The organism is Blastococcus xanthinilyticus (assembly GCF_008124835.1).
GTDB lineage: Bacteria > Actinomycetota > Actinomycetes > Mycobacteriales > Geodermatophilaceae > Blastococcus > Blastococcus xanthinilyticus.
The window spans coordinates 305,875-325,366 of the sequence record NZ_VNHW01000002.1 but is presented as its reverse complement, the minus strand read 5'-3'; the positions used below and the strand labels follow the sequence as shown (position 1 = coordinate 325,366).

The window sequence follows — 19,492 nt, the reverse complement described above, 5'->3', positions numbered from 1 at the left end:
TCCCGTCACCACGGCTGGCAGGGCGTCACGCCTGCCCACAGGGGCCGGCAGCTCTCTCACCGAGCGGTCAGGCGGTGGTCGACCTGCTGGTCGACCACCTGCGGGAGCTGCAGGGTTCCCCGGAGGGAAGAACCTCTCCGGCTGACCACGGCGTACACCCAGTTGAAGACGAGGACGAAACCCGCCGTGATGGCGAGCGTGACCGCGTAGCAGGCGGCCAGCTTCGCGCCCCAGGGCAACGCCACGTGCGGCTCGATGAACATCACGATCGACGCGGCCACGGCGTTCGTGAAGAAGAACTGGAGCGCGTTCTTGCCGACCCAGTTGAGCGGACCCCGTGGCTGGACACGGAACTGCCAGGGCTTCGCCGACATCGCCGCAACGATCGCCAGCAACGAGAAGAAGACCCACGGCAGGGTCGGCGCGAACTTGAGCGACTGCATGTCGAGCAGGTGCGCACCCCGGAGCTCCAGCGTCGTCCAGAGACCGACGAGGGCCACGCCGATCACGACCGCCGCCTGCCACGGGCGCAGGTAGACATCGCGCTGCAGGTATCCGACCAGGAAGAAGGCGCTGTAGCAGAGGAAGTACGCGTCGAAGAAGAAGAATGACCCGCCGGCTTGGACGCGGACGAACCCGACGACGCAGAGGAGCAGCAGGAACACGACCAGGCGGAGTGAGTCGGTGTAGCGCCGGATCACGGCGAGGGCGAGGCTCATGACCGGGATGACGGCGAAGTAGACGACCAGGAACCAGCCCCCACCCATGACACCCTGGAAGGGCAGCGGGGTGTTCGGGTTCTCCAGCACCAGGTTGCCCAGGAAACTGGCGAGGAACTCCCGGTGGGACCCCAGCGGCACGGTCGTCGCCGCCGCCATGACGACCATGGCCGCGAACGTGACGACCACGAACAGCGCCCACTGCGAGTAGATCCGCCAGAGCGACGAGAGCGTCTTCTCGAAGCGGATGGCGGGCATCGAGGCGACCGCCCAGCCGGAGAGGAAGAAGAAGAAGGGCACGTCCACGGCGAGGCTCGCCGCGCGCACCCAGTCCGGCACGTAGTTGAACCCCGAGTTGAACACCGTGTGGATGAAGACGATGTTGAGGGCCGCGAAGCCCTTCAGCAGGTCGATGTAGTGGTTCCGGGGGTACCGCGTCCGAGCGGGGGCGGGGTGGTCGTCCGCGGCGGCGGCCGGCGAGGGGATGTGGAGCACTGCGCCTCGTCTCGTTCTGTGGCACGCCCCGACGACGCGCTTGGTAACGATCCTGACACGACACCCATTTTCACGTAAAGCAACCGTGCGGCGCCGCGCTGTAGTCATCCAGCACTGCCGTCACACCCGTCACACCAACCATCGGCGGCCACTCGCGTCGGCGGTCGCCGACAGCCTCCAGGCCGACGGAGCGGGCCCCCGGCGGCAGCCACCGGTAGCCGGACGCCTCGCCCGGACGCCTCGCCCGGACGTCTCGCCCCGAACGCCGAGCGGCGACCTCAGGCGGCCAGCCGGGAGCCGTTCCGCCCGGCGATGACCTCCAGGCGGGTGGGGATGCGGGTGCGCAGCTCCTCCAGGTGGCTGATCACCCCGACGGTGCGGCCGCCCCGGCGCAGCTCGTCCAGGACGCCCATGACCGCGTCCAGGGCCTGGGCGTCGAGCGTGCCGAAGCCCTCGTCGACGAAGAGGGTGTCGATCCGGACGCCACCGGTCTCGGCGGTGACCACGTCGGCCAGCCCCAGCGCGAGCGCCAGGGAGGCCATGAAGCTCTCGCCGCCGGAGAGCGTCTTCGTCGCCCGGCGGACGCCGGTGTACTCGTCGAACACGTCCAGCCCGAGCCCGCCACGGGCGCCGTTGCGGCCCTGCGCGTCGCTGTGCAGGAACGTGTAGCGGCCACCCGACATGTCCAGGAGGCGGCGGCTGGCCACCTCGGCGACCTGCTCGAGACGGGCGGCCAGCACGAACGACTGCAGCCGCATCCGGCGGGCGTTCGACCCCCGGCCGTGGGCCAGGTCGGCCAGCGCGGTCACCTGGTCCGACCAGTCGCGCAGCTCGGCCAGCTCCAGCTCGGCGTCGGTGACCCGGCCCACGAGGTCGGCCAGCGCGCCGGTGCACCGCCGTGCCCGCTCCAGGTCCGCGACCGCCTCCTCGCGCCGGCGGGTGCCCGCGGCGCAGCGCGCCTCCAGCTGCTCCAGGTCCGGCCGCGGGGGGAGGTCGGCGAGCTCGGGGTCGGCCAGCCGGTGCCGCAGCAGCGTCCGGCGCTCGTCGTGCTGGTCGAGCTCGCGGTCCAGCGCGGCGAGCCGGCCGGGCTCGAGCAGGCCGGCGGCGGCGGCGAGCACGTCGTCGAAGCCGGCTGCCTCCGCCCGCTCCTCGGCGAGCCGGCGGGTGGTGTCCGCGAGCGCGCGGGCCCGCGACTCCTCGGTCTGCGCGCCGACCACCGCCTCGCACGCGTCGGCAGCCGCGGACAGCCGCGCGACCCGGGCGGCGAGGTCGGGGTCGGCGCCCCGGGCCGCGGTCAGCCGCGCGGTCAGCTCGGCGAGGCCGGCGGCCAGCGCGGCGCGCTCCGCGGTGCCGGCGCGCAGCTCCTCGCGGTCGGCGGCCAGCCGGGCGGCGACCCGCTCCCGCTCCTCGGCCAGCCGCCGCACCTGCGCCTCGGCGGGCCCGAGGTCGGCCGCGAGCGCGGCCGCGGCCCGGACCTCCGTGGTCAGCTCGGCAACCCGCTCTCCGTGCTCGGCGACGGCGAGCTCACCGGCCCTCGCCCGGAGCCCGGCCAGCTCGCGCTCGGCTGCCTCGACCCGGGTGGTGGCGGCGCCCAGCGCGGTCTCGGCGACGTCGGCCGCGGCCCGCGCGGCGTCCTCGTCGGCCGCCGTCACCCGCTCCCCGCCGGCGGTGGCCGGCCGGGGGTGCTCGGTCGCGCCGCACACGGGGCAGTCGGCGCCGTCGGTCAGCCCGGCCGCGAGCTCGGCGGCCATCCCGTCCAGCCGCCGGGCGCGCAGGTCCAGCCAGCGCTCGCGCGCGTCGGCCCAGGCCTCCCGGCGGGAGCGGGCGTCCTCCCGGAGGCCGGTCAGCTCGCGGTCCAGCGCGTCCGCCGCCCGTGCGGCAGCCAGCGCCGCCTCGGCCGCGTCGAGGGCGGCGCGCAGCCCGGGGAGCTCGGCCGAGGCCGCCCGGGCCCGGAGCACGCGCGCCTCCTGCTCGGCCATGGCGGCGGGCTGGCCGGCGGCGGCCTGCTCACCCGCGGCGCACCGCTCGACCAGGTCCGCGATGGTCCGGTCGAGTGCGGCGACCGACCGCCCCAGCGACGCCGCCCGCGCCACCTCCGGCAGGAGGGCCCGAGCCTCGGCCGCCCCGTCCCGCAGCTCCCGGCCGACCGTCGCGGTCGGCTCGCGGCCGCCGGACACCGCCGTCCAGCCGGTGGTCGCCGCGGTCAGCGCGGCGGTGGCCCGCTCCGCCTCCAGCGCGGCCGCTCCCGCGGCGTGCAGCACGTCGCGCAGCGGCTCGGCCCGGCGGCCGGCGTTCCGCTCCGCGCGCAGCGGCGCCAGGGCGGGCTCCGCCGCCTCCAGCGCGGCGAGCTCGCGCGCGACCTCGTCGTGGCGCGCGTGCCGCTCGGCGAGCGCCCGTGCCGCGGCCAGCTCGGCGTCGATCGCGGCCGTCGCGGTGGCGGCGGCCTCCGCGCGCGCGGTCGCGGCTCCCAGCTCCTCCCCCGCCGTCGAGCAGACGCGCTCCACCCACGGCAGCACGCGCGACCCGGCACCGGCCCCGACGAGCTCGGGCGCGAGCTCCTCGGGCACCTCCACGTCGGCGATCTGGGCCACCCGGGCCAGCAGCGTGCTGACCTGCGCCCGCTGGCCGGTCACCCGCTCGCGGGCCGTGGCGCGCTCCTCGGCCAGCCACTCCTCGGCGCGGGCGAACCGGTCGACGTCGAAGAGGGTGCGCAGCAGCTCGGCCCGGTGCTCGGGCTCGGCCCGGAGGAAGCGCGCGAAGTCGCCCTGCGGCAGCAGGACCACCTGGCAGAACTGGTGGACGTCGAGCCCGAGGCGGGTGCGGAGGTGCTCGGACCCCTCGTCGATCCGGGTGCTGACCGGCTCCCAGCCGCCGTCGGTGAGGCGGGAGACGAGGAGCCGGGCCTGCTCGGTGGCCCACCCCTCGCCGCGCTTCTTCGGCCGCTGCTGCTCGGGACGCCGGACGACGCGCAGCCGCTCCACGCCGAGGGTCAGCTCGCAGGTGACCTCGGTGCGGGTGGCGGCGTCCGCGTGGTCGCTGCGCAGCCGCTTCTCCTCGCCGCGCGCGCCCGGCACCCGCCCGTAGAGGGCGAACACCACCGCGTCGAGCAGCGTGGTCTTGCCCGCCCCCGTCGGCCCCCAGAGCAGGAACAGCCCGTCGCGGCCGATCTCGTCGAGGTCGACCTCGACGGTGCCGGCGAAGGGGCCGAAGGCGGTGACCGAGAGGTGGTGCAGCCTCATCGGGCGGCCTCCGCGCGGTCCGCGGCGCCCAGCGCCCGGGCCAGCAGCTCCCGCTCGGCCGCGCTGGCCGGCACGCCGCGGACGTGGCTGACGAACTCGCCGGCGACGTCGAGCGCGCTGCGGCCGCGCATCCGCTCCTGGTAGCTGCCGCCCTCCGCCGTGGCGCCGGCTCCCGTCCAGTCCAGGTGCACGCAGTGCGGGAAGCGCTCGCGCAGCCGCCGCATGGGGTCGGTGGGCCGGGCCGGGTCGGTGAGCCGGGCGGAGACGAAGTGCTGCTCGGCGGCGGCGTGCGCGGGCTCGCCCAGCAGCTCCTCGAGGGTGCCGGTGAGCACCGACAGCGGCCGGGGGGTGGGCAGCGGCACCGGGCGCACCGCCGCCAGGCCGGCCGCGTCGAGCTCGACCAGCCAGGCCTGCTTCTGCTGGCCCGCCTCGCCGAACGAGTAGGCCAGCGGGGAGCCGCTGTACCGCATCCGCGCCGAGAGCGTCTGCGGGCGGTGCAGGTGGCCGAGCGCCACGTAGTCCACCCCGTCGAACACCTCGGCCGGCACCAGGTCCACACCGCCCACGCAGATGTCGCGCTCGCTCTCGCTGGCCACCCCGCCGCCGACGAAGGCGTGCGCGAGCACCACCGAGCGCGCCCCGGGCCGCAGGAACAGGTCGGCGCGCACCCGGTCCATGGCCGCGCGCAGCACGGCCTCGTGGCTGCGCGCGTCCGGCACGCCCAGCTCGTGGCGGGCGATCTCCGGCTCGAGGTACGGGATCCCGTAGACCGCCACCTCGCCGTGCTCGTCGGCGAGCAGCACCGGCTCGTCGAGCCGCGGGGTGGCCGCCCGGACGTGCAGGCCGGCGGCGCTGAGCAGGCCGGAGAAGGTGCCCAGCCGGCGCGCGGAGTCGTGATTCCCGGGCGTCAGCACGACCTTGGCGCCCGTGGCCAGCAGCCGGCCGACGACGCGGTCCAGCACCCCGGTGGCGTCGGCGGAGGGCACCGCACGGTCGTAGACGTCACCGGCCACCACGACGACGTCGACCCGCTCGGCCGTGACGACGGCGACCAGACCGCTCAGCACCGCCTCCTGCTCGCCGAGCAGGTCCGTGCCGTGCAACGTCCGGCCGATGTGCCAGTCGGAGGTGTGCAGCAGCCGCATGCCGCCGAAGGTAGGGAGGGGGTCCGACAGAACCGCACAGGCGCGCCGTGACGGATCGGTCACGTCACGTGCCCGCCGGTCAGAGGACCGCGGTCGGGTACCAGCCCTCCGCGGGCGGCCGGCCGTCGTCGCTCCGGAGGTAGCCCGCGTGCTCCTGCGCCCGCCGGTCGGCGTCCTCCTCGATCATGAAGGCGAGCAGCTGCTGCACGCCGTCGCTGTCGGGGATCCGCCGCAGCACGGTGGGCCCGCCGTCGCCGGCGGTCTCGATCGTGAGCGTGCCGGACCGGACGATCCGTTCCCACAGCGTCTGGGTGTAGGAGACGTCGGTGATGCGGGCCAGGCCGAGGTCGCGGCCCCGCCGGGCGAGGATCCCCTCGCGGAAGAGGAGCCGGTGCGTGGTGACCACGTAGTGCGTCGTCCGCCAGCGCAGCAGCGGCACGACGACCAGCACCAGCAGCAGCAGGGCCGCCGCCGCGACGATGCCCAGCCGGATCATGCCCTGCTCCGGCCCCGGCGGGACCAGCGCCGCCCCGAAGGAGACGCCACCCACCACGAGCAGGAGGACGAGGACCGGCCGGAAGACCGTCAGCCAGTGCGGATGCAGGTGCCGCACGACCTCTTCGTCGTCGGCGAGCAGCTTGTCGGGGTAGGGCACCCCACCAGGATGCGTCCTGCGACCGGGTTCAGGCGTGCACCGGCACCGGCGCGTCCACGCGGGCGCGCGGGGCCTCCGGCGTCGCCGCCGGCGGGGCGAGCCGCGGCGCGGGGGCCGGGAGCGCGCCGCGCATGCGCCGTCGGGCCGGCTCCTCGACGCACCGCCAGAGCAGCCACGCCGCCGGCAGCGGCAGGACCGGCACCACGGCCTGCAGGACCGCGCCGGCCGGGGAGCCGCCGCCGAGGGCCGGGACGACCTCGCCCAGCGTCCAGCAGGTCTCGAACACCGCCATGTGCACCAGGTAGAGCGCGAAGGAGATCCGGCCGCCGAGGACCACCGGTGCCGCCGACAGCAGCCGTGCCGGGCCGCCCTCGGCCAGGGCCAGGGCACCCACCAGGACCGGGAAGGCGAGGACGGCGACGCCGCCGCGCCCGTCCCCGGCCACCAGCACCGCGAGCGGGACCGCGGCCGCCGCCCCGGTGGCGACCACGGCGGCCCGGCGTGCCAGCACGCGGGAGCCGCGGATCCGCGCCACGCACAAGGCGACCAGCGCCCCGGCGAGGAAGCAGCCGGCCAGCCGCAGTGCCCAGCTCCAGCGCCAGTCGTGCGCCCCCAGGACCACGCAGGTCCAGGCGAACGGGGTGACCGCCGCCAGCGCCAGCGCGCCGAGGACGACCGGCCGGCAGCGGCGCAGCCGGAACAGGACCAGGACCAGCGCGGGGAAGACCAGGTACGCCAGCCACTCGGCGCTCAGCGACCACCCCGGCCCCACCGGCCCGGTGGCGGCGTAGCCCGGCTGGTCCCAGACCTGCACGAGCAGGACCTGCCGCAGCACCGCCCCGGCGTCGAACCCCGCCGCCGTCGCGCGGCCGGGCTGGCCGGTCACCAGCTCCTGCACGACCAGGCCCGCGCTGACCGCGGTCAGCACCACCATCCACGTCGGCCAGATGCGGGCCAGCCGCGCCCAGTAGAAGTCGGCCGTCGCACGCAGCCCCGGCCGCCGGCCGAGCACCGCCACGTAGGTGTGCGCCAGCACGAAACCGCTGAGCACGAAGAACAGGTCGACCCCGAGCCAGCCGGCCTCCAGCAGCGGGCGCAACGGCTCCAGGTGCACCAGCCACGAGCGGTCGGGCGCGAAGAGCCAGAAGTGGTGCGCCACGACCCAGAGGGCGGCGACGAGCCGCAGGCCGGTGAGCGCACGGATCTCCGGCCGGGCCGATCGGGGCGCGTCGACGGCGGGTCGATCGACCAGCTCACTCCGGTGCGTCATCGGTCGGTGACGCTAGGCGGCTCTCCCGGTCCCGGCCGGGACGTCCGGCGACGCGGCCGGGGATGTCGACCCGCCCGTCACACCCGCCCCGCGCGTGCCGTCCGGCACGTCCGGCGAGGTCAGGCCCGGCGGACGTGCCGGACGTCGCCGCTGGCGAGCTCCACCGTGCCCTCGGCGGTGTCGACGACCAGGCGCCCGTCCCAGTCGACCGCCCGCGCCGTCCCGGTCAGCACCGATCCGTCCGGCAGGGTCGCCGCCACCGTGCTGCCGATCGTCGACGACCACGCCAGGTAGTCCCGGGCCAGCCCGGAGAGCACCGGGTCGCCGAGCGCCTCGACCCACCCGCGGTAGCGCCGCTCCACCGCCCGCAGGAAGGCCAGCAGCACCGGCGCGCGGTCCACGGTCCCGCCGGTGACCACCGACAGCGAGGTACCGGTCTCCGGCAGCTCGTCCGCCGACGTGGAGACGTTGAGGCCGGTGCCGACCACGACGGCGGCGCCGGTGCTCTCGGCGAGGATGCCGGCCAGCTTGCGGCCGTCGGCGGCCAGCAGGTCGTTGGGCCACTTGACCGAGCAGAGCACGCCGCTGACCTCGCGCACCGACTCCGCCAGGGCCACGCCGGTGAGCAGCGGCAGCCAGCCGCGCCGGGCCGCCGGCACGTCGGGACGCAGCAGGAAGGAGACGGTGAGCCCGGCCCGCGGCGGCGAGGTCCAGACCCGGTCGAGCCGGCCACGGCCGCTCACCTGGTGCTCGGCGACCAGCACGGAGCCCTCCGGGGCGCCGTCGGCGGCCGCGGCGGCGAGGGCGGCGTTGGTCGACCCGACCTCCGCCACCACCTCGACCGATCGCCAGAGGGAGCTGTCGCGGGTCAGCGCGGCCTGCAGCGCGGCGGCGTCCAGGCCCGGCCGCGTGAGATCCGACCATCGGGATGAGGGCGCGTCGGGCACTCCCCTACGCTACGGCCCGTGACCGGGTCGCCAGGTCACGCCTCAGCAGAGCCTGCCGCATCCGCTCGGCCGACCAGCCCGACGAGGAGACCGACCACGTGAGCGCCGCCGAACTCGAGAACGCCGGGGAGCACGTCCCCGACGACGTCGACATCCACACCACCGCCGGCAAGCTGGCCGACTTCCAGCGGCGGGTCGAGGAAGCCGTCCACGCCGGCTCCGAGCGCGCGGTGGAGAAGCAGCACGCCGCCGGCAAGATGACCGCCCGCGAGCGGATCGAGGCGCTGCTGGACCCGGGGTCGTTCACCGAGTTCGACGAGTTCGCCCGGCACCGGTCGACTAACTTCGGCATGGCCGACAAGCGCCCGTTCGGCGACGGCGTGGTCACCGGGTACGGCACGGTCGACGGCCGGCCGGTGGCCATCTTCTCCCAGGACGTGACCGTGTTCGGCGGCAGCCTGGGCGAGGTCTACGGCGAGAAGATCGTCAAGGTGCAGCAGTTCGCGATCACGAACGGCTGCCCGCTCGTCGGCATCAACGAAGGTGGCGGCGCGCGGATCCAGGAGGGCGTGGTCTCCCTCGGCCTCTACGGCGAGATCTTCCGGAACAACGTGCACGCCTCCGGCGTCATCCCGCAGATCTCCCTGGTCATGGGGCCGGCCGCGGGAGGGCACGTCTACTCCCCCGCGCTCACCGACTTCATCGTGATGGTCGACAAGACCAGCCAGATGTTCATCACCGGCCCCGACGTGGTGAAGACCGTGACCGGGGAGGACGTCACCCTCGAGGAGCTGGGCGGGGCGCGCACGCACAACACCAGGTCCGGCGTCGCGCACTACCTCGCCGAGGACGAGACCGACGCCCTCGACTACGTCAAGGCGCTGCTGTCCTACCTGCCGAGCAACAACCTCGACCCGCTGCCGGCCGTCGAGGTCGCCCCGGTCGACACCGTCCTGCCCGACGCCCTCACCGATGAGGACCTCGAGCTCGACACGTTCGTCCCCGACTCGGCGAACACCCCCTACGACATGCACACCGTGCTCGAGCACGTGCTCGACGACGGCGAGTTCCTCGAGGTGCAGCCGCTGTTCGCGCCGAACATCCTCATCGGCTTCGGCCGGGTCGAGGGCCGGCCGGTCGGCGTCGTGGCCAACCAGCCGACCCAGTTCGCCGGTACGCTGGACATCGACGCCAGCGAGAAGGCCGCGCGCTTCGTGCGCACCTGCGACGCCTTCAACATCCCGGTGCTCACCTTCGTCGACGTCCCCGGCTTCCTGCCCGGGACGTCGCAGGAGTGGGAAGGGATCATCCGCCGCGGGGCCAAGCTCATCTACGCCTACGCCGAGGCCACCGTCCCCAAGGTCACCGTCATCACCCGCAAGGCCTACGGCGGCGCCTACGACGTCATGGGCTCCAAGCACCTGGGGGCCGACGTGAACCTCGCCTGGCCGACGGCGCAGATCGCCGTGGTCGGCGCGCAGGGCGCGGTGGGCATCCTCTACCGCAAGGAGCTCGCGCAGGCGGCCGACCCCGATGCCCGCCGCGCCGAGCTGATCGCGGAGTACGAGGACACCCTCGCCAACCCCTACATCGCCGCCGACCGCGGCTACGTCGACGCCGTCATCCCCCCGTCGACGACCCGCGTGCAGGTCACCAAGGCGCTGCGCGTCCTGGCCAACAAGCGGCAGACCCTGCCGCCCAAGAAGCACGGGAACATCCCGCTGTGAGTGAAGACCAGCGCCCGCTGTTGCGGGTGGTGAAGGGCGAGCCCTCCGCGGAGGAGCTGGCCGCGCTGACGGTCGTCGTCGCGGCCCTGTCCCAGCCCCGGGAGCGGCGTCGGGCGACGCCGGTCGGCGCCTGGGCCTCGTACGCCGACCGCCACCGTGGCGCCCTGCAGCACGGCACCGGTGGCTGGCGGGCCGCGGGGAGGTACGCATGAGCAGCGACCGCAGGCTGGTGCTCGGCTCGGCCTCCCCCGCTCGGCTGTCGCTGCTGCGCCAGGCCGGGCTGGCTCCCGAGGTCGTCGTCAGCGACGTCGACGAGTCCGCGCACACCGCCCCCCGGGTCGCCGAGACCGTCGCCCTGCTGGCCTCGGCCAAGGCCACCGCGGTGGCCCGGCAGGAGACCGATGCGCTCGTCATCGGGGCGGACTCGCTGCTGGAGTTCGGCGGCAAGCCGCAGGGCAAGCCCGCCGACGCCGCCGAGGCGCGCGACCGGTGGCGGCGCATGGCCGGCCGCTCGGGGATCCTGCACACCGGCCAGGCGCTCTTCGACGTCCGGGACGGCGCGGTGGTCAGCCGGGACGTCGCGGTGGCCTCCACCGTCGTCTACTTCGCCGAGCCGACGCCGCCGGAGGTCGAGGCCTACCTCGCCACCGGCGAGCCGCTGGCCGTGGCCGGCGCCTTCACCCTCGACGGGCTCGGTGCGCCGTTCGTGCGGCGGGTGGAGGGCGACCCGGCCGCCGTCGTGGGGCTGTCGCTGACGGTCCTGCGCACCCAGCTGGCCAGGCGGGGCCTCGCGATCACCGATCTCTGGCGTCGCTGACCGAGCCGGGGGCCTCGGCCGGCCGGCGGTCGCCCACCAGCGCCGCGTCCGGCGAGAGCGCCAGGCAGTCGCAGTCGGTCTCCGTGGCCGCGATGAGCGCGCGCATCTCGGCCGCGGGGACCGGGCGCCGGCTCACCCAGTCCGGCCGCTCGCCCTCCCGGAGCAGGAAGTCGGTGTAGCCGCGGTCGGCGAGCAGGTCGAGCACCTCGTCGACGCTCTCCCGGTTCACCTCGAAGAACAGCGACGGGCGCGTCGTGGTGAGCCCCCGGACGACGCCCGCCTCGTGGCCCTCCACGTCGATCTTGACCAGCACCGGCGGGCCGTACTCGGCCACCAGCGCCTCCAGGGTGCGCAGCGGGACCTGGATCGTGTCGTTCCACTCCAGCTCCGCCCCGGCGCCGACCGCGCCGGTGACGCGCGCCTCCTCCAGCGTGGCCAGCGCATCGGCGGAGGTGCAGAACAGCGTGGCCTCACCGGCGTGGTCGGAGAGCGCGGTGGCGACCACGGTGACCTCCGGATCGGCGCCGAACCGGCGCCGCAGGTGGGCGGTCAGCCGGGGCTGCGGCTCCACCGACACCACGCGCGCGCCGCAGTCGCGGAACGCGGCGGAGAACTCGCCGATGTTCGCGCCGACGTCGAAGACCAGGTCGCCCGGGCGGATCAGCTCGGAGAACAGGGTGCGCTGCTTGCGCCGGGTACCCACCGCCTTCCGCCCGATGTTCCGCACGTGGAAGTACAGCCGCGGGGTGCGGGTCAGCAGGAACCGGTGGATGGCCAGCATGCGCGCAGACTAAGCGCGACGCCGCCTGGGTGGGAGCCCCTCGATCACGGGAACCCGCGGAGCACACCGCGCCGGCCGCGGCGCCCCCGAACCTGGCCGGAGGCCGACCAGCCGCACTGGCTACAGTCCACCGGTCACGGAGGAGAGGGAGTACTCGGGTGCAGAAGGTCCTCATCGCCAACCGCGGAGAGATCGCGGTGCGCGTCGCACGTGCCTGCAAGGACGCGGGGCTGACCAGCGTCGCGGTCTACGCCGAGCCCGACCGGGACGCGCTGCACGTGCGCGCCGCCGACGAGGCGTTCGCCCTCGGCGGCACGACGCCGGGTGACTCCTACCTGGTGATCGACAAGATCCTGGACGCCGCCAAGCGGTCCGGCGCCGACGCGATCCACCCCGGCTACGGCTTCCTCTCGGAGAACGCCGACTTCGCCCAGGCCGTCATCGACGCCGGGCTCACCTGGATCGGCCCCTCGCCGCAGGCGATCATCGACCTCGGTGACAAGGTCGCCGCCCGGCACATCGCCACCCGCGCCGGCGCCCCCCTGGTCCCCGGCACCAAGGACCCGGTCGGCGGCGCGGACGAGGTCGTCGCCTTCGCGCAAGAGCACGGCCTGCCGGTCGCCATCAAGGCGGCCTTCGGCGGCGGCGGGCGCGGCCTCAAGGTCGCCCGCACCATCGAGGAGATCCCGGAGCTGTTCGACTCCGCCGTCCGCGAGGCCGTCTCGGCCTTCGGCCGCGGCGAGTGCTTCGTCGAGCGCTTCCTGGACAAGCCCCGGCACGTCGAGGCCCAGGTGCTCGCCGACACCCACGGCAACGTGATCGTGGTCGGCACCCGCGACTGCTCGCTGCAGCGGCGCAACCAGAAGCTGGTCGAGGAGGCGCCCGCGCCGTTCCTCACCGACGAGCAGCGGGCCCGGATCCACTCCTCGGCCAAGGCGATCTGCGCGGAGGCCGGCTACCACGGCGCCGGCACCGTCGAGTACCTGGTCGGCGCCGACGGCTCCATCTCCTTCCTCGAGGTCAACACCCGCCTCCAGGTGGAGCACCCGGTCTCGGAGGAGACCAGCGGCATCGACCTGGTCCGCCAGCAGTTCCGCATCGCCGAGGGCCTGCCCCTGGAGATCACCGAGGACCCGGCGCCGCGCGGGCACAGCATCGAGTTCCGGATCAACGCCGAGGACGCCGGCCGCAACTTCATGCCCGCGCCCGGCCCGGTGACCCGGCTGGAGATCCCGCAGGGCCCCGGCGTGCGCTGGGACTCCGGCGTCGAGACCGGCGGCGAGGTGGCCGGTGCGTTCGACTCGATGCTGGCCAAGCTGATCGTCACCGGCGCCACCCGCGAGGAGGCGCTGCAGCGGGCCGCCCGCGCGCTGGACGAGCTGGTCGTCGAGGGCATGCCGACGGTCATCCCCTTCCACCGCGCCGTCGTGCGCGACGAGGCCTTCACCAGTGCGCCCTTCACGGTGCACACCCGCTGGATCGAGACCGAGTGGGACAACCAGGTGCCCCCGTACACGGCGGCCCCGGTCGAGGGCGAGGAGCCGCAGGAGCGGCAGACCGTCGTCGTCGAGGTCGGCGGGCGCCGGCTCGAGGTCTCGCTGCCGGCCGGCCTGGCCGCCGGCGGCGGGGCCCCGGCCCCCGGTGCCGCGGCCAAGCCGCGCAAGCGCGGCGGCGGTGGCGGCGCGGCCGCCTCCGGGGACTCCCTCACCTCGCCGATGCAGGGCACGATCGTCAAGGTCGCCGTCGAGGACGGCGCGACCGTCGAGGCCGGCGACCTCGTCGTGGTCCTCGAGGCCATGAAGATGGAGCAGCCGATCACCGCGCACAAGGCCGGCACCGTCTCCGGGCTGTCGGCCGAGGTCGGCGCCACGGTCACCAGCGGCGCCGTCCTCTGCACCATCGCCGACGCAGGCTAGGCACCGCACCGGTGCACCACCGCCCCGGACCTCCACGTCGGAGGTCCGGGGCGGTGGCGTCCGCGGATCAGCCCAGGTGGCGCTGCCCGTCGGCCGGCGTCCGCCACACGACCCGGTTCGCGACGTGCACGGCGAGGCTGCCGTCGTCCTGGAGCACCGAGACCGCGCCGGGGAACCGCCAGGTGCCGCTGTCCCACCGCGGCCGGCCGGCGCCGTCGTAGGCGACGAGGTTGCCGTCGCCCTGCTGCACCAGCCGGAAGCCCGATCCGTACCGGGAGCTGGCCCAGACGGCCCGGCCGCCCGAGGAGTAGACCACCAGGTTGCCGTCGGACTGGGTGACCACCCGGTACCGGCCGTTGGGCGAGGTCAGCCCCTGCCCGGCGACGAGCTGCTGGCCGGGCCGCAGCCGGTCCGGGGTGTCCCAGCCGGTCGACCACAGCGGCCGCCCGTCGGCCCGGTAGAGCACCAGGTTGCCGTCGTCCTGCATGATCAGCGCCGCTCCCCGGTTGCCCCAGGTGCCGGAGTGCCAGACCGGGCGACCCCCGGCGTAGCTGACCAGATTGCCGTCGGACTGCATCGTGAGCCAGCCGCCGCGGGCGTAGCTGCCGCTCGCCCAGAGGGCCCGGCCGTCGGAGGCGTAGACGACCAGGTTGCCGTCGGACTGGAACACCGTCCGGTACCGGCCGTTCGGGGAGACCAGCTGCTGGCCACCGGTGAGCAGCTGCCCCGGCCGCAGCCGGTCGGGGGTGTCCCACCCGGTCGACCACGCCGCGGAGCCGTTGGCCCGGTACAGCACCAGGTTGCCGTCGTCCTGCATGACCACCCGCGCACCGGCGTTCCCGGCGGTGCCCGACTGCCACAGGATCCGCGACCCGCTGACCGTGACCAGGTTGCCGTCGGCGCCCAGGACGGTCTGCGTGCCGGGCGCGTAGACGCCGCTGGCCCAGAGCGCCCGGCCGTCGGGGGCGTAGACGACGAAGTTCCCGTCGGACTGGAACACCGCCCGGTAGCGCCCGTTCGGCGAGCGCAGCGCCTGGCCGGCGGGCAGGGACTGCCCGGCGTCGAGGACGCTGGCCGGGCGCGGCGCCACTCGGACGGTGGCGGTGGCGCCGGCGGTCTCCACCGTGGCCGTGAAGGCGCCGCCGGCGAAGGTCACCGGCCGACCGGGCACCAGGGTGGCGCGGTAGTCGACCGACCAGCCGGTGGCGGTGGACGGGGTGCCGTCCAGCAGCAGGGACGTGTCCGGCCGCGCGCCGCTGCGGCGCAGCAGGACGCCCGCGTCCAGGCCGGCCCGGTTGCTGGTCAGCCAGGCGTCCCGGCCGGCGGCCGGACGGAACTCCAGCCAGTAGGTCCGGCCGTCGGCGGCGCTGAGCCGCAGCGCCCGCGTGCCGGTGGCCCCGGAGACCGGGGACAGCTCGTAGGTGGCGGTCGGCGTTCCCGGGGTGAGGTCGACGACGTCGGCTCCCGGCAGGACCCCCAGCAGCGCCGCGTGCGTCGTGCTGAGGGTCCCGACGTTCTCCCACGAGGCGCCCATGACGTCGTAGTAGTCGCGGTACTCGGTCACGCGGCAGCTGCCCGCGTCCACCGCCCCGTCGCAGTGCCGGGCGGAGGAGTGCCCCAGCCCCAGGTTGTGGCCGATCTCGTGCGCGATCACCGAGGTGGGCAGGTCGGTGGTGTAGGACCGCCCACCGCCGTGCAGCGAGAAGCCGACCTCGCCCAGCCCGTACGAGCAGCCGGGCGCGTTCTGCGGCAGATAGACGAGCAGGTGCCGACCCGTGCCGCGGGTCCACCCCGCGTGTCTGGCCGCCTCGTCCCACAGCGCCTCCGCGTCGTCGCACCCGGCGGCCGCGTCGAACCAGTCCCACTGGTCCGCGACGTCGAGGGCGACGGCGCCGCCGGTCTGCTCCGACCAGAACGTGGCGACCGGGCCGTCGACCTGCGCCACCACGTCGGCGAGGGTCCGGCTGTCGCGGGCCGCGCCGGCGGGCACGACCATCACCACCGTCACCGGGTGCGCGGTGGGCGTGGTGGCCGGCGCGGTCGGTGGCGCGGCGGCCAGCACCTCCGCGCCGAGCACCTCCCGGGCCGGTGCCGCGCCGGGGTCGCCCGGCTCGCCGGGAACCTCCGCGCCGACGGTCACCTCGACGGTGGCGCCGACGGGCACCTCACCGTCGGCGGTGCCGAGCTCGTCGGCCAGTTCCTCCCCGGGCACCCGGACGGACTCGCCGTCCCCCGTGGCGATCCAGGTCAGCGGCTCGTCCGCGTGGTGGTCGTGCGACGACTCCTCCGGGTGCTCCGGATCGGGCCAGGCCTGGACCAGCTGACCGACGACGGTCTCCGGGGCGCCCTCCTCGGCGGAGGCGGCGGGGACGCCGGCGAGCACCGGGGCCACCACCCCGGTGGCCAGCAGCAGGGCGGCTGCCCGCTGGCGCGGACGCCGACGGCTCAGGAACACGGCTCAACTCCTCGTACGGGTGGTCGCTGTACTCCATCGGCGGGCACCGGCTCCACCGGCACCTACCGGCGCCGGCGGCCGGTCAGCGGCGCCGGCGGCCGGTCAGCGGCGCCGGAGCAGGGCGGCGCGCATCCCGCGCAGCGCCAGCAGGCCCGCACCGCCCAGCGCGGAGGCCGCCGCGACGGGCAGCAGCACCCCGGCCTCCTCACCGGGTGCCGTGCCGGAGGCGGGAGCCGTCGCCGTCGCCGTCGGGGCGACCACGGCGGCCGCCGCGACGGAGGCCGCCGGCAGGGAGGCCCCGGCCGCCGGCTGCTCGGCCGCCGCCGCGCCGGCGGCCCGGCCACCGATCAGCGTGCCCACGGGAGACCGGCTGTCGGCGGGACCCGCCGCCGTCCCGGACGGGGACGGGGACGGCACGACCTGGAGCAGGGCACCGCCGCCGTCCACGCCCTGGACGGTGACGGTGAAGTCGCCACCGGAGAGCGGCACCGGGACGCCGACCGGGAGGGCGGAGCGCAGGTCGGCCTCCCAGCCCGAGGCGGCCGCGGGCGTGCCGTCCAGCAGCAGCGAGGTGTCGGGGAACCGGCCGGTCCGGTGCACGAGCACGCCCGCGTCCAGCCCGTAGACGTTGTCGGGGGTGGTCAGCCAGCGGTCCCGTCCGACCCCCGCCCGGAGCTCCAGCCAGTAGGCCACGCCGTCCGCGTCGACCAGCTGCAGCGCCCGCACCCCGGTGCCCCCGGCGAGCGGGGCGAGGGACACCGTGCGGGGGGCGTCCTGCGTCGTGACGGTCTCCGCGGATCCCGCCGGCAGGACGCCCAGCGCCGCCGCCTGGACGGCGTTGAGGGAGCCGGTCTGCCCCCACGAGGCGCCCATGACGTCGTAGAGGTCGCGGTAGCCCACGGTGCGGCAGGACCCGCCCTCGACGGTGCCGTCGCACTGCTCCGCCGAGGAGTGGCCGAGGCCGAAGTTGTGGCCCAGCTCGTGCGCGATGACCGACGGCAGCGTCTCCCGGACGTACAGCCGGCCGCCGGACGCGGGGCCGGAGCCCACCTGCGCCAGCGCGTAGCCGCAGCCCGGCTGGGCCGCGGTCTGGCCGCTGAGCCGCAGCATCAGGTGCTTGCCGGGGCCGGGGACGAAGCCGACCGCACGGGCCGCCTCGGCCCACATCGCCTCGGGGTCGGCGCACCCGGCCGTGGTGCTCACCCAGTTCCACGCCTGGCCGACGCCGAGGGCGATGGCGCCGCCGCTCTGCTCGGCCCAGAAGTCCGCGACGGGGCCGTCCACGGTGGCGGCGACGTCGGCCAGCAGGGTGTCGTCCGGCCCGGTGCCGGCCGGCGCCACCAGCACCACGGTCACCTCGTTGGTCAGGCCGCTGCGCGGGGAGCGGGCGGGCCGCGGCTCCGCCGGGGCCGCGACGACCTCGCCGGCGAGGACGGTGCGCGCGCCGGCGTAGCCGTCCGCGCCCGCCGGGTCCGCGCCCGCCGCGTCCTCGACCGTCCCGCCGACGGTCAGCGAGACCGTGGCCCCGGCCGGCACGGCGGCGACCTGCTCCGGGTCCACCCGGACCGGGCCCGCGTCGGTCTCGACCCAGCTCAGCCGGGCGTCGGCGTCACCGGTGTGCGCCGCGCCGGGCTCGCCCTCGGCCAGCACGTGGACGAGCTCGCCCACGACCGTCGTCGCGGCGTCCTCTGCGGTGGCGACGGCGGGCACCGCGACCGCACCCGCCAGCGCGGTGGCCAGGACCGCCGCGGCGCGCAGCAGAGGACGACGGGCGCGGGGACGACCGAGGCCGTGGCGAGGAGACATCCCCTCCTGAATCGGCGGCCGGATCGCGCGTCGGCACCACCGGACCGGAGTTGAGCCGAACCGTCGGCACTCCGGTCACACGCGGCGCACCGACCCCGCCGGCCACGGCTCAGGCGAGGTCGTCGGCCCCCATCAGCCGTCGGCCGGCCTCGGTGATCGACCCCGACAGTGACGGGTAGATGGCGAAGGTCTGCGCCAGGTCGTCCACCGTCAGGCCCTTGGTGACCGCCAGGGCGATCGGCAGCACGAGCTCGGACGCCCCCGGGGCGACGACGACACCGCCCACGATGACCCCGGTCGAGCGCCGGGCGAAGAGCTTGACGAAGCCGTCGTGGATGTCGCCCATCTTGGCCCGGGCGTTGGTGGCCAGCGGCAGCCGGACCGCCTCGACGTCGACGTTCTCGTCCAGCGTCTTCTCCTGGACGCCGACGGTGGCGATCTCCGGGTGGGTGAAGACGTTGGCCGCGACCGTCTTGAGCTTGATCGGCGCGACGGCCTCGCCCAGGGCGTGCCACATCGCGATCCGGCCCTGCATGGCCGCGACCGACGCGAGCTGGAAGACGCCGGTGACGTCACCCGCCGCGTAGATGCCGGGCACGGAGGTGCGCGAGACGCGGTCGACGACGACGTGCCCGGACTCGGCGACCTGGATGCCGTGCTGCTCCAGGTTCAGCCCGGCGGTGTTCGGCACGGTGCCGACGGTCATCAGGGCGTGCGAGCCCTCGACGGAGCGGCCGTCGGTGAGGTCGACGGAGATGCCCTTCTCGGTGCGCCGCACGCCGGCCGCGCGGCCGCGCTCCAGCCGGCCGCCGCGGGACTGGAAGACCTGCTCCAGCACCTCGGCGGCGTCGGAGTCCTCCCCCGGCAGCACGCGGTCGCGGGAGGAGACCAGCGTGACCGGGATCCCCGCCTCCAGGTAGCCGGAGGCGAACTCGGCGCCGGTGACGCCCGAGCCGACGACGACCAGGTGCTCGGGCGGCTCCTCGAGGTCGTAGACGTCGCGCCAGTCGAGGATCCGCTCGCCGTCGGGCTCGGCGCCGGGCAGCACGCGCGGGTCGGCGCCGGTGGCGATGAGGACGACGTCGCCCTCGATCTCGTCGACGACGCGGCCGTCGTCGTCGAGGATCTCGACCTCGTGCGCGGCCAGTCCGGGCTCGTCGTCGGCCAGCCGGCCCTGGCCGGCGACGATCCGCACGCCCTCGGCCTCGAGGCGGGCGTGGATGTCCGCCGACTGCGCCATGGCCAGGTTCTTCACCCGCTGGTTGGCCGAGAGGAGGTCCAGGCTCACCGTCGCGAGCTCGGCGCCGTGCACGCCGAGGACGGCGGAGTCGCGGACGGAGGTCATCGCGCCGGCGGCGGCGATCAGGGTCTTCGACGGGACGCAGTCGGTGAGCACGCTGGCCCCGCCGATCCCGTCGCGCTCGATCACGGTGACCTGCGCACCGAGCTGCGCGGCGACCAGGGCGGCCTCGTAGCCGGCCGGTCCACCACCGATGATGACGATGCGGGTCATGGCTCCA

General features: G+C 75.5%; 14 protein-coding genes. 4 read left to right on the top strand and 10 right to left on the bottom strand.

Features of this window, described 5'->3' with window-relative positions; genetic code table 11:
* Nucleotides 1–56: 56 nt before the first annotated feature.
* From BD833_RS04445 to BD833_RS04420, 6 genes are all read right to left on the bottom strand, one after another.
* On the bottom strand, nucleotides 57–1,214 hold the full coding sequence (locus tag BD833_RS04445; RefSeq protein ID WP_166531907.1) for an acyltransferase family protein: 1,158 nt from the start codon (nucleotides 1,212–1,214) through the stop codon (nucleotides 57–59).
* A gap of 278 nt (nucleotides 1,215–1,492) precedes the next feature.
* Nucleotides 1,493–4,453, bottom strand: a complete 2,961-nt coding sequence (locus BD833_RS04440; RefSeq protein WP_166531906.1) for an AAA family ATPase — start codon at nucleotides 4,451–4,453, stop codon at nucleotides 1,493–1,495.
* Nucleotides 4,450–5,598, bottom strand: coding sequence for an exonuclease SbcCD subunit D (locus BD833_RS04435; RefSeq protein ID WP_166531905.1), 1,149 nt, complete (start codon nucleotides 5,596–5,598; stop codon nucleotides 4,450–4,452). The genes BD833_RS04440 and BD833_RS04435 overlap by 4 nt, the downstream gene beginning before the upstream one ends.
* A gap of 79 nt (nucleotides 5,599–5,677) precedes the next feature.
* A complete protein-coding gene (locus tag BD833_RS04430) occupies nucleotides 5,678–6,253 on the bottom strand; it encodes a PH domain-containing protein (protein WP_166531904.1) in 576 nt (191 codons plus the stop codon).
* Nucleotides 6,254–6,281: 28 nt separating this feature from the next.
* Complete coding sequence (locus BD833_RS04425; RefSeq protein ID WP_166531903.1) at nucleotides 6,282–7,523, bottom strand: acyltransferase family protein; 1,242 nt, start codon at nucleotides 7,521–7,523, stop codon at nucleotides 6,282–6,284.
* A 119-nt stretch (nucleotides 7,524–7,642) separates the two neighbouring features.
* Nucleotides 7,643–8,470, bottom strand: coding sequence for a biotin--[acetyl-CoA-carboxylase] ligase (locus BD833_RS04420; RefSeq protein WP_166531902.1), 828 nt, complete (start codon nucleotides 8,468–8,470; stop codon nucleotides 7,643–7,645).
* Between the two features lie 98 nt (nucleotides 8,471–8,568).
* On the opposite strand from BD833_RS04420, the gene BD833_RS04415 reads away from it, so the two are divergent.
* The 3 genes from BD833_RS04415 to BD833_RS04405 are packed head-to-tail and all read left to right on the top strand — an operon-like array spanning nucleotide 8,569 to nucleotide 11,014.
* Nucleotides 8,569–10,197, top strand: coding sequence for an acyl-CoA carboxylase subunit beta (locus tag BD833_RS04415; protein WP_166531901.1), 1,629 nt, complete (start codon nucleotides 8,569–8,571; stop codon nucleotides 10,195–10,197).
* Nucleotides 10,194–10,409, top strand: coding sequence for an acyl-CoA carboxylase subunit epsilon (locus tag BD833_RS04410; RefSeq protein WP_166531900.1), 216 nt, complete (start codon nucleotides 10,194–10,196; stop codon nucleotides 10,407–10,409). The genes BD833_RS04415 and BD833_RS04410 overlap by 4 nt, the downstream gene beginning before the upstream one ends.
* Entirely contained in the window at nucleotides 10,406–11,014 is a 609-nt protein-coding gene (locus BD833_RS04405) for a Maf family protein (RefSeq protein ID WP_166531899.1), read from the top strand. Before BD833_RS04410 ends, BD833_RS04405 begins: the two co-directional genes overlap by 4 nt.
* Here BD833_RS04405 and BD833_RS04400 read toward each other — a convergent pair.
* On the bottom strand, nucleotides 10,992–11,795 hold the full coding sequence (locus BD833_RS04400) for an FkbM family methyltransferase (RefSeq protein WP_166531898.1): 804 nt from the start codon (nucleotides 11,793–11,795) through the stop codon (nucleotides 10,992–10,994). The two genes, BD833_RS04405 and BD833_RS04400, sit on opposite strands and share 23 nt — an antisense overlap.
* A gap of 158 nt (nucleotides 11,796–11,953) precedes the next feature.
* Between BD833_RS04400 and BD833_RS04395 the strand changes: the two genes are divergently transcribed.
* Complete coding sequence (locus BD833_RS04395) at nucleotides 11,954–13,711, top strand: acetyl/propionyl/methylcrotonyl-CoA carboxylase subunit alpha (RefSeq protein ID WP_208092324.1); 1,758 nt, start codon at nucleotides 11,954–11,956, stop codon at nucleotides 13,709–13,711.
* Between the two features lie 67 nt (nucleotides 13,712–13,778).
* On the opposite strand, the gene BD833_RS04390 is transcribed toward BD833_RS04395, so the two are convergent.
* The 3 genes from BD833_RS04390 to BD833_RS04380 form a co-directional block, all read right to left on the bottom strand.
* The gene (locus BD833_RS04390; protein WP_166531897.1) at nucleotides 13,779–16,166 is read right to left on the bottom strand and encodes a matrixin family metalloprotease; all 2,388 of its coding nucleotides are present in this window, start codon (nucleotides 16,164–16,166) and stop codon (nucleotides 13,779–13,781) included.
* 102 nt (nucleotides 16,167–16,268) lie between these two features.
* Nucleotides 16,269–17,972, bottom strand: a complete 1,704-nt coding sequence (locus BD833_RS04385) for a reprolysin-like metallopeptidase (RefSeq protein ID WP_166531896.1) — start codon at nucleotides 17,970–17,972, stop codon at nucleotides 16,269–16,271.
* A 109-nt stretch (nucleotides 17,973–18,081) separates the two neighbouring features.
* Nucleotides 18,082–19,485, bottom strand: a complete 1,404-nt coding sequence (locus BD833_RS04380; RefSeq protein ID WP_166531895.1) for an NAD(P)H-quinone dehydrogenase — start codon at nucleotides 19,483–19,485, stop codon at nucleotides 18,082–18,084.
* Nucleotides 19,486–19,492: the final 7 nt, after the last annotated feature.

What these genes read in the sequence shown, in the direction of transcription:
- BD833_RS04440 (WP_166531906.1), bottom strand. Translation starts at nt 4,453, where the DNA reads ATGAGGCTGCACCACCTCTCGGTCACCGCCTTCGGCCCCTTCGCCGGC.
- BD833_RS04435 (WP_166531905.1), bottom strand. Translation starts at nt 5,598, where the DNA reads ATGCGGCTGCTGCACACCTCCGACTGGCACATCGGCCGGACGTTGCAC.
- BD833_RS04405 (WP_166531899.1), top strand. Translation starts at nt 10,406, where the DNA reads ATGAGCAGCGACCGCAGGCTGGTGCTCGGCTCGGCCTCCCCCGCTCGG.
- BD833_RS04425 (WP_166531903.1), bottom strand. Translation starts at nt 7,523, where the DNA reads ATGACGCACCGGAGTGAGCTGGTCGATCGACCCGCCGTCGACGCGCCC.
- BD833_RS04400 (WP_166531898.1), bottom strand. Translation starts at nt 11,795, where the DNA reads ATGCTGGCCATCCACCGGTTCCTGCTGACCCGCACCCCGCGGCTGTAC.
- BD833_RS04385 (WP_166531896.1), bottom strand. Translation starts at nt 17,972, where the DNA reads ATGTCTCCTCGCCACGGCCTCGGTCGTCCCCGCGCCCGTCGTCCTCTG.
- BD833_RS04380 (WP_166531895.1), bottom strand. Translation starts at nt 19,485, where the DNA reads ATGACCCGCATCGTCATCATCGGTGGTGGACCGGCCGGCTACGAGGCC.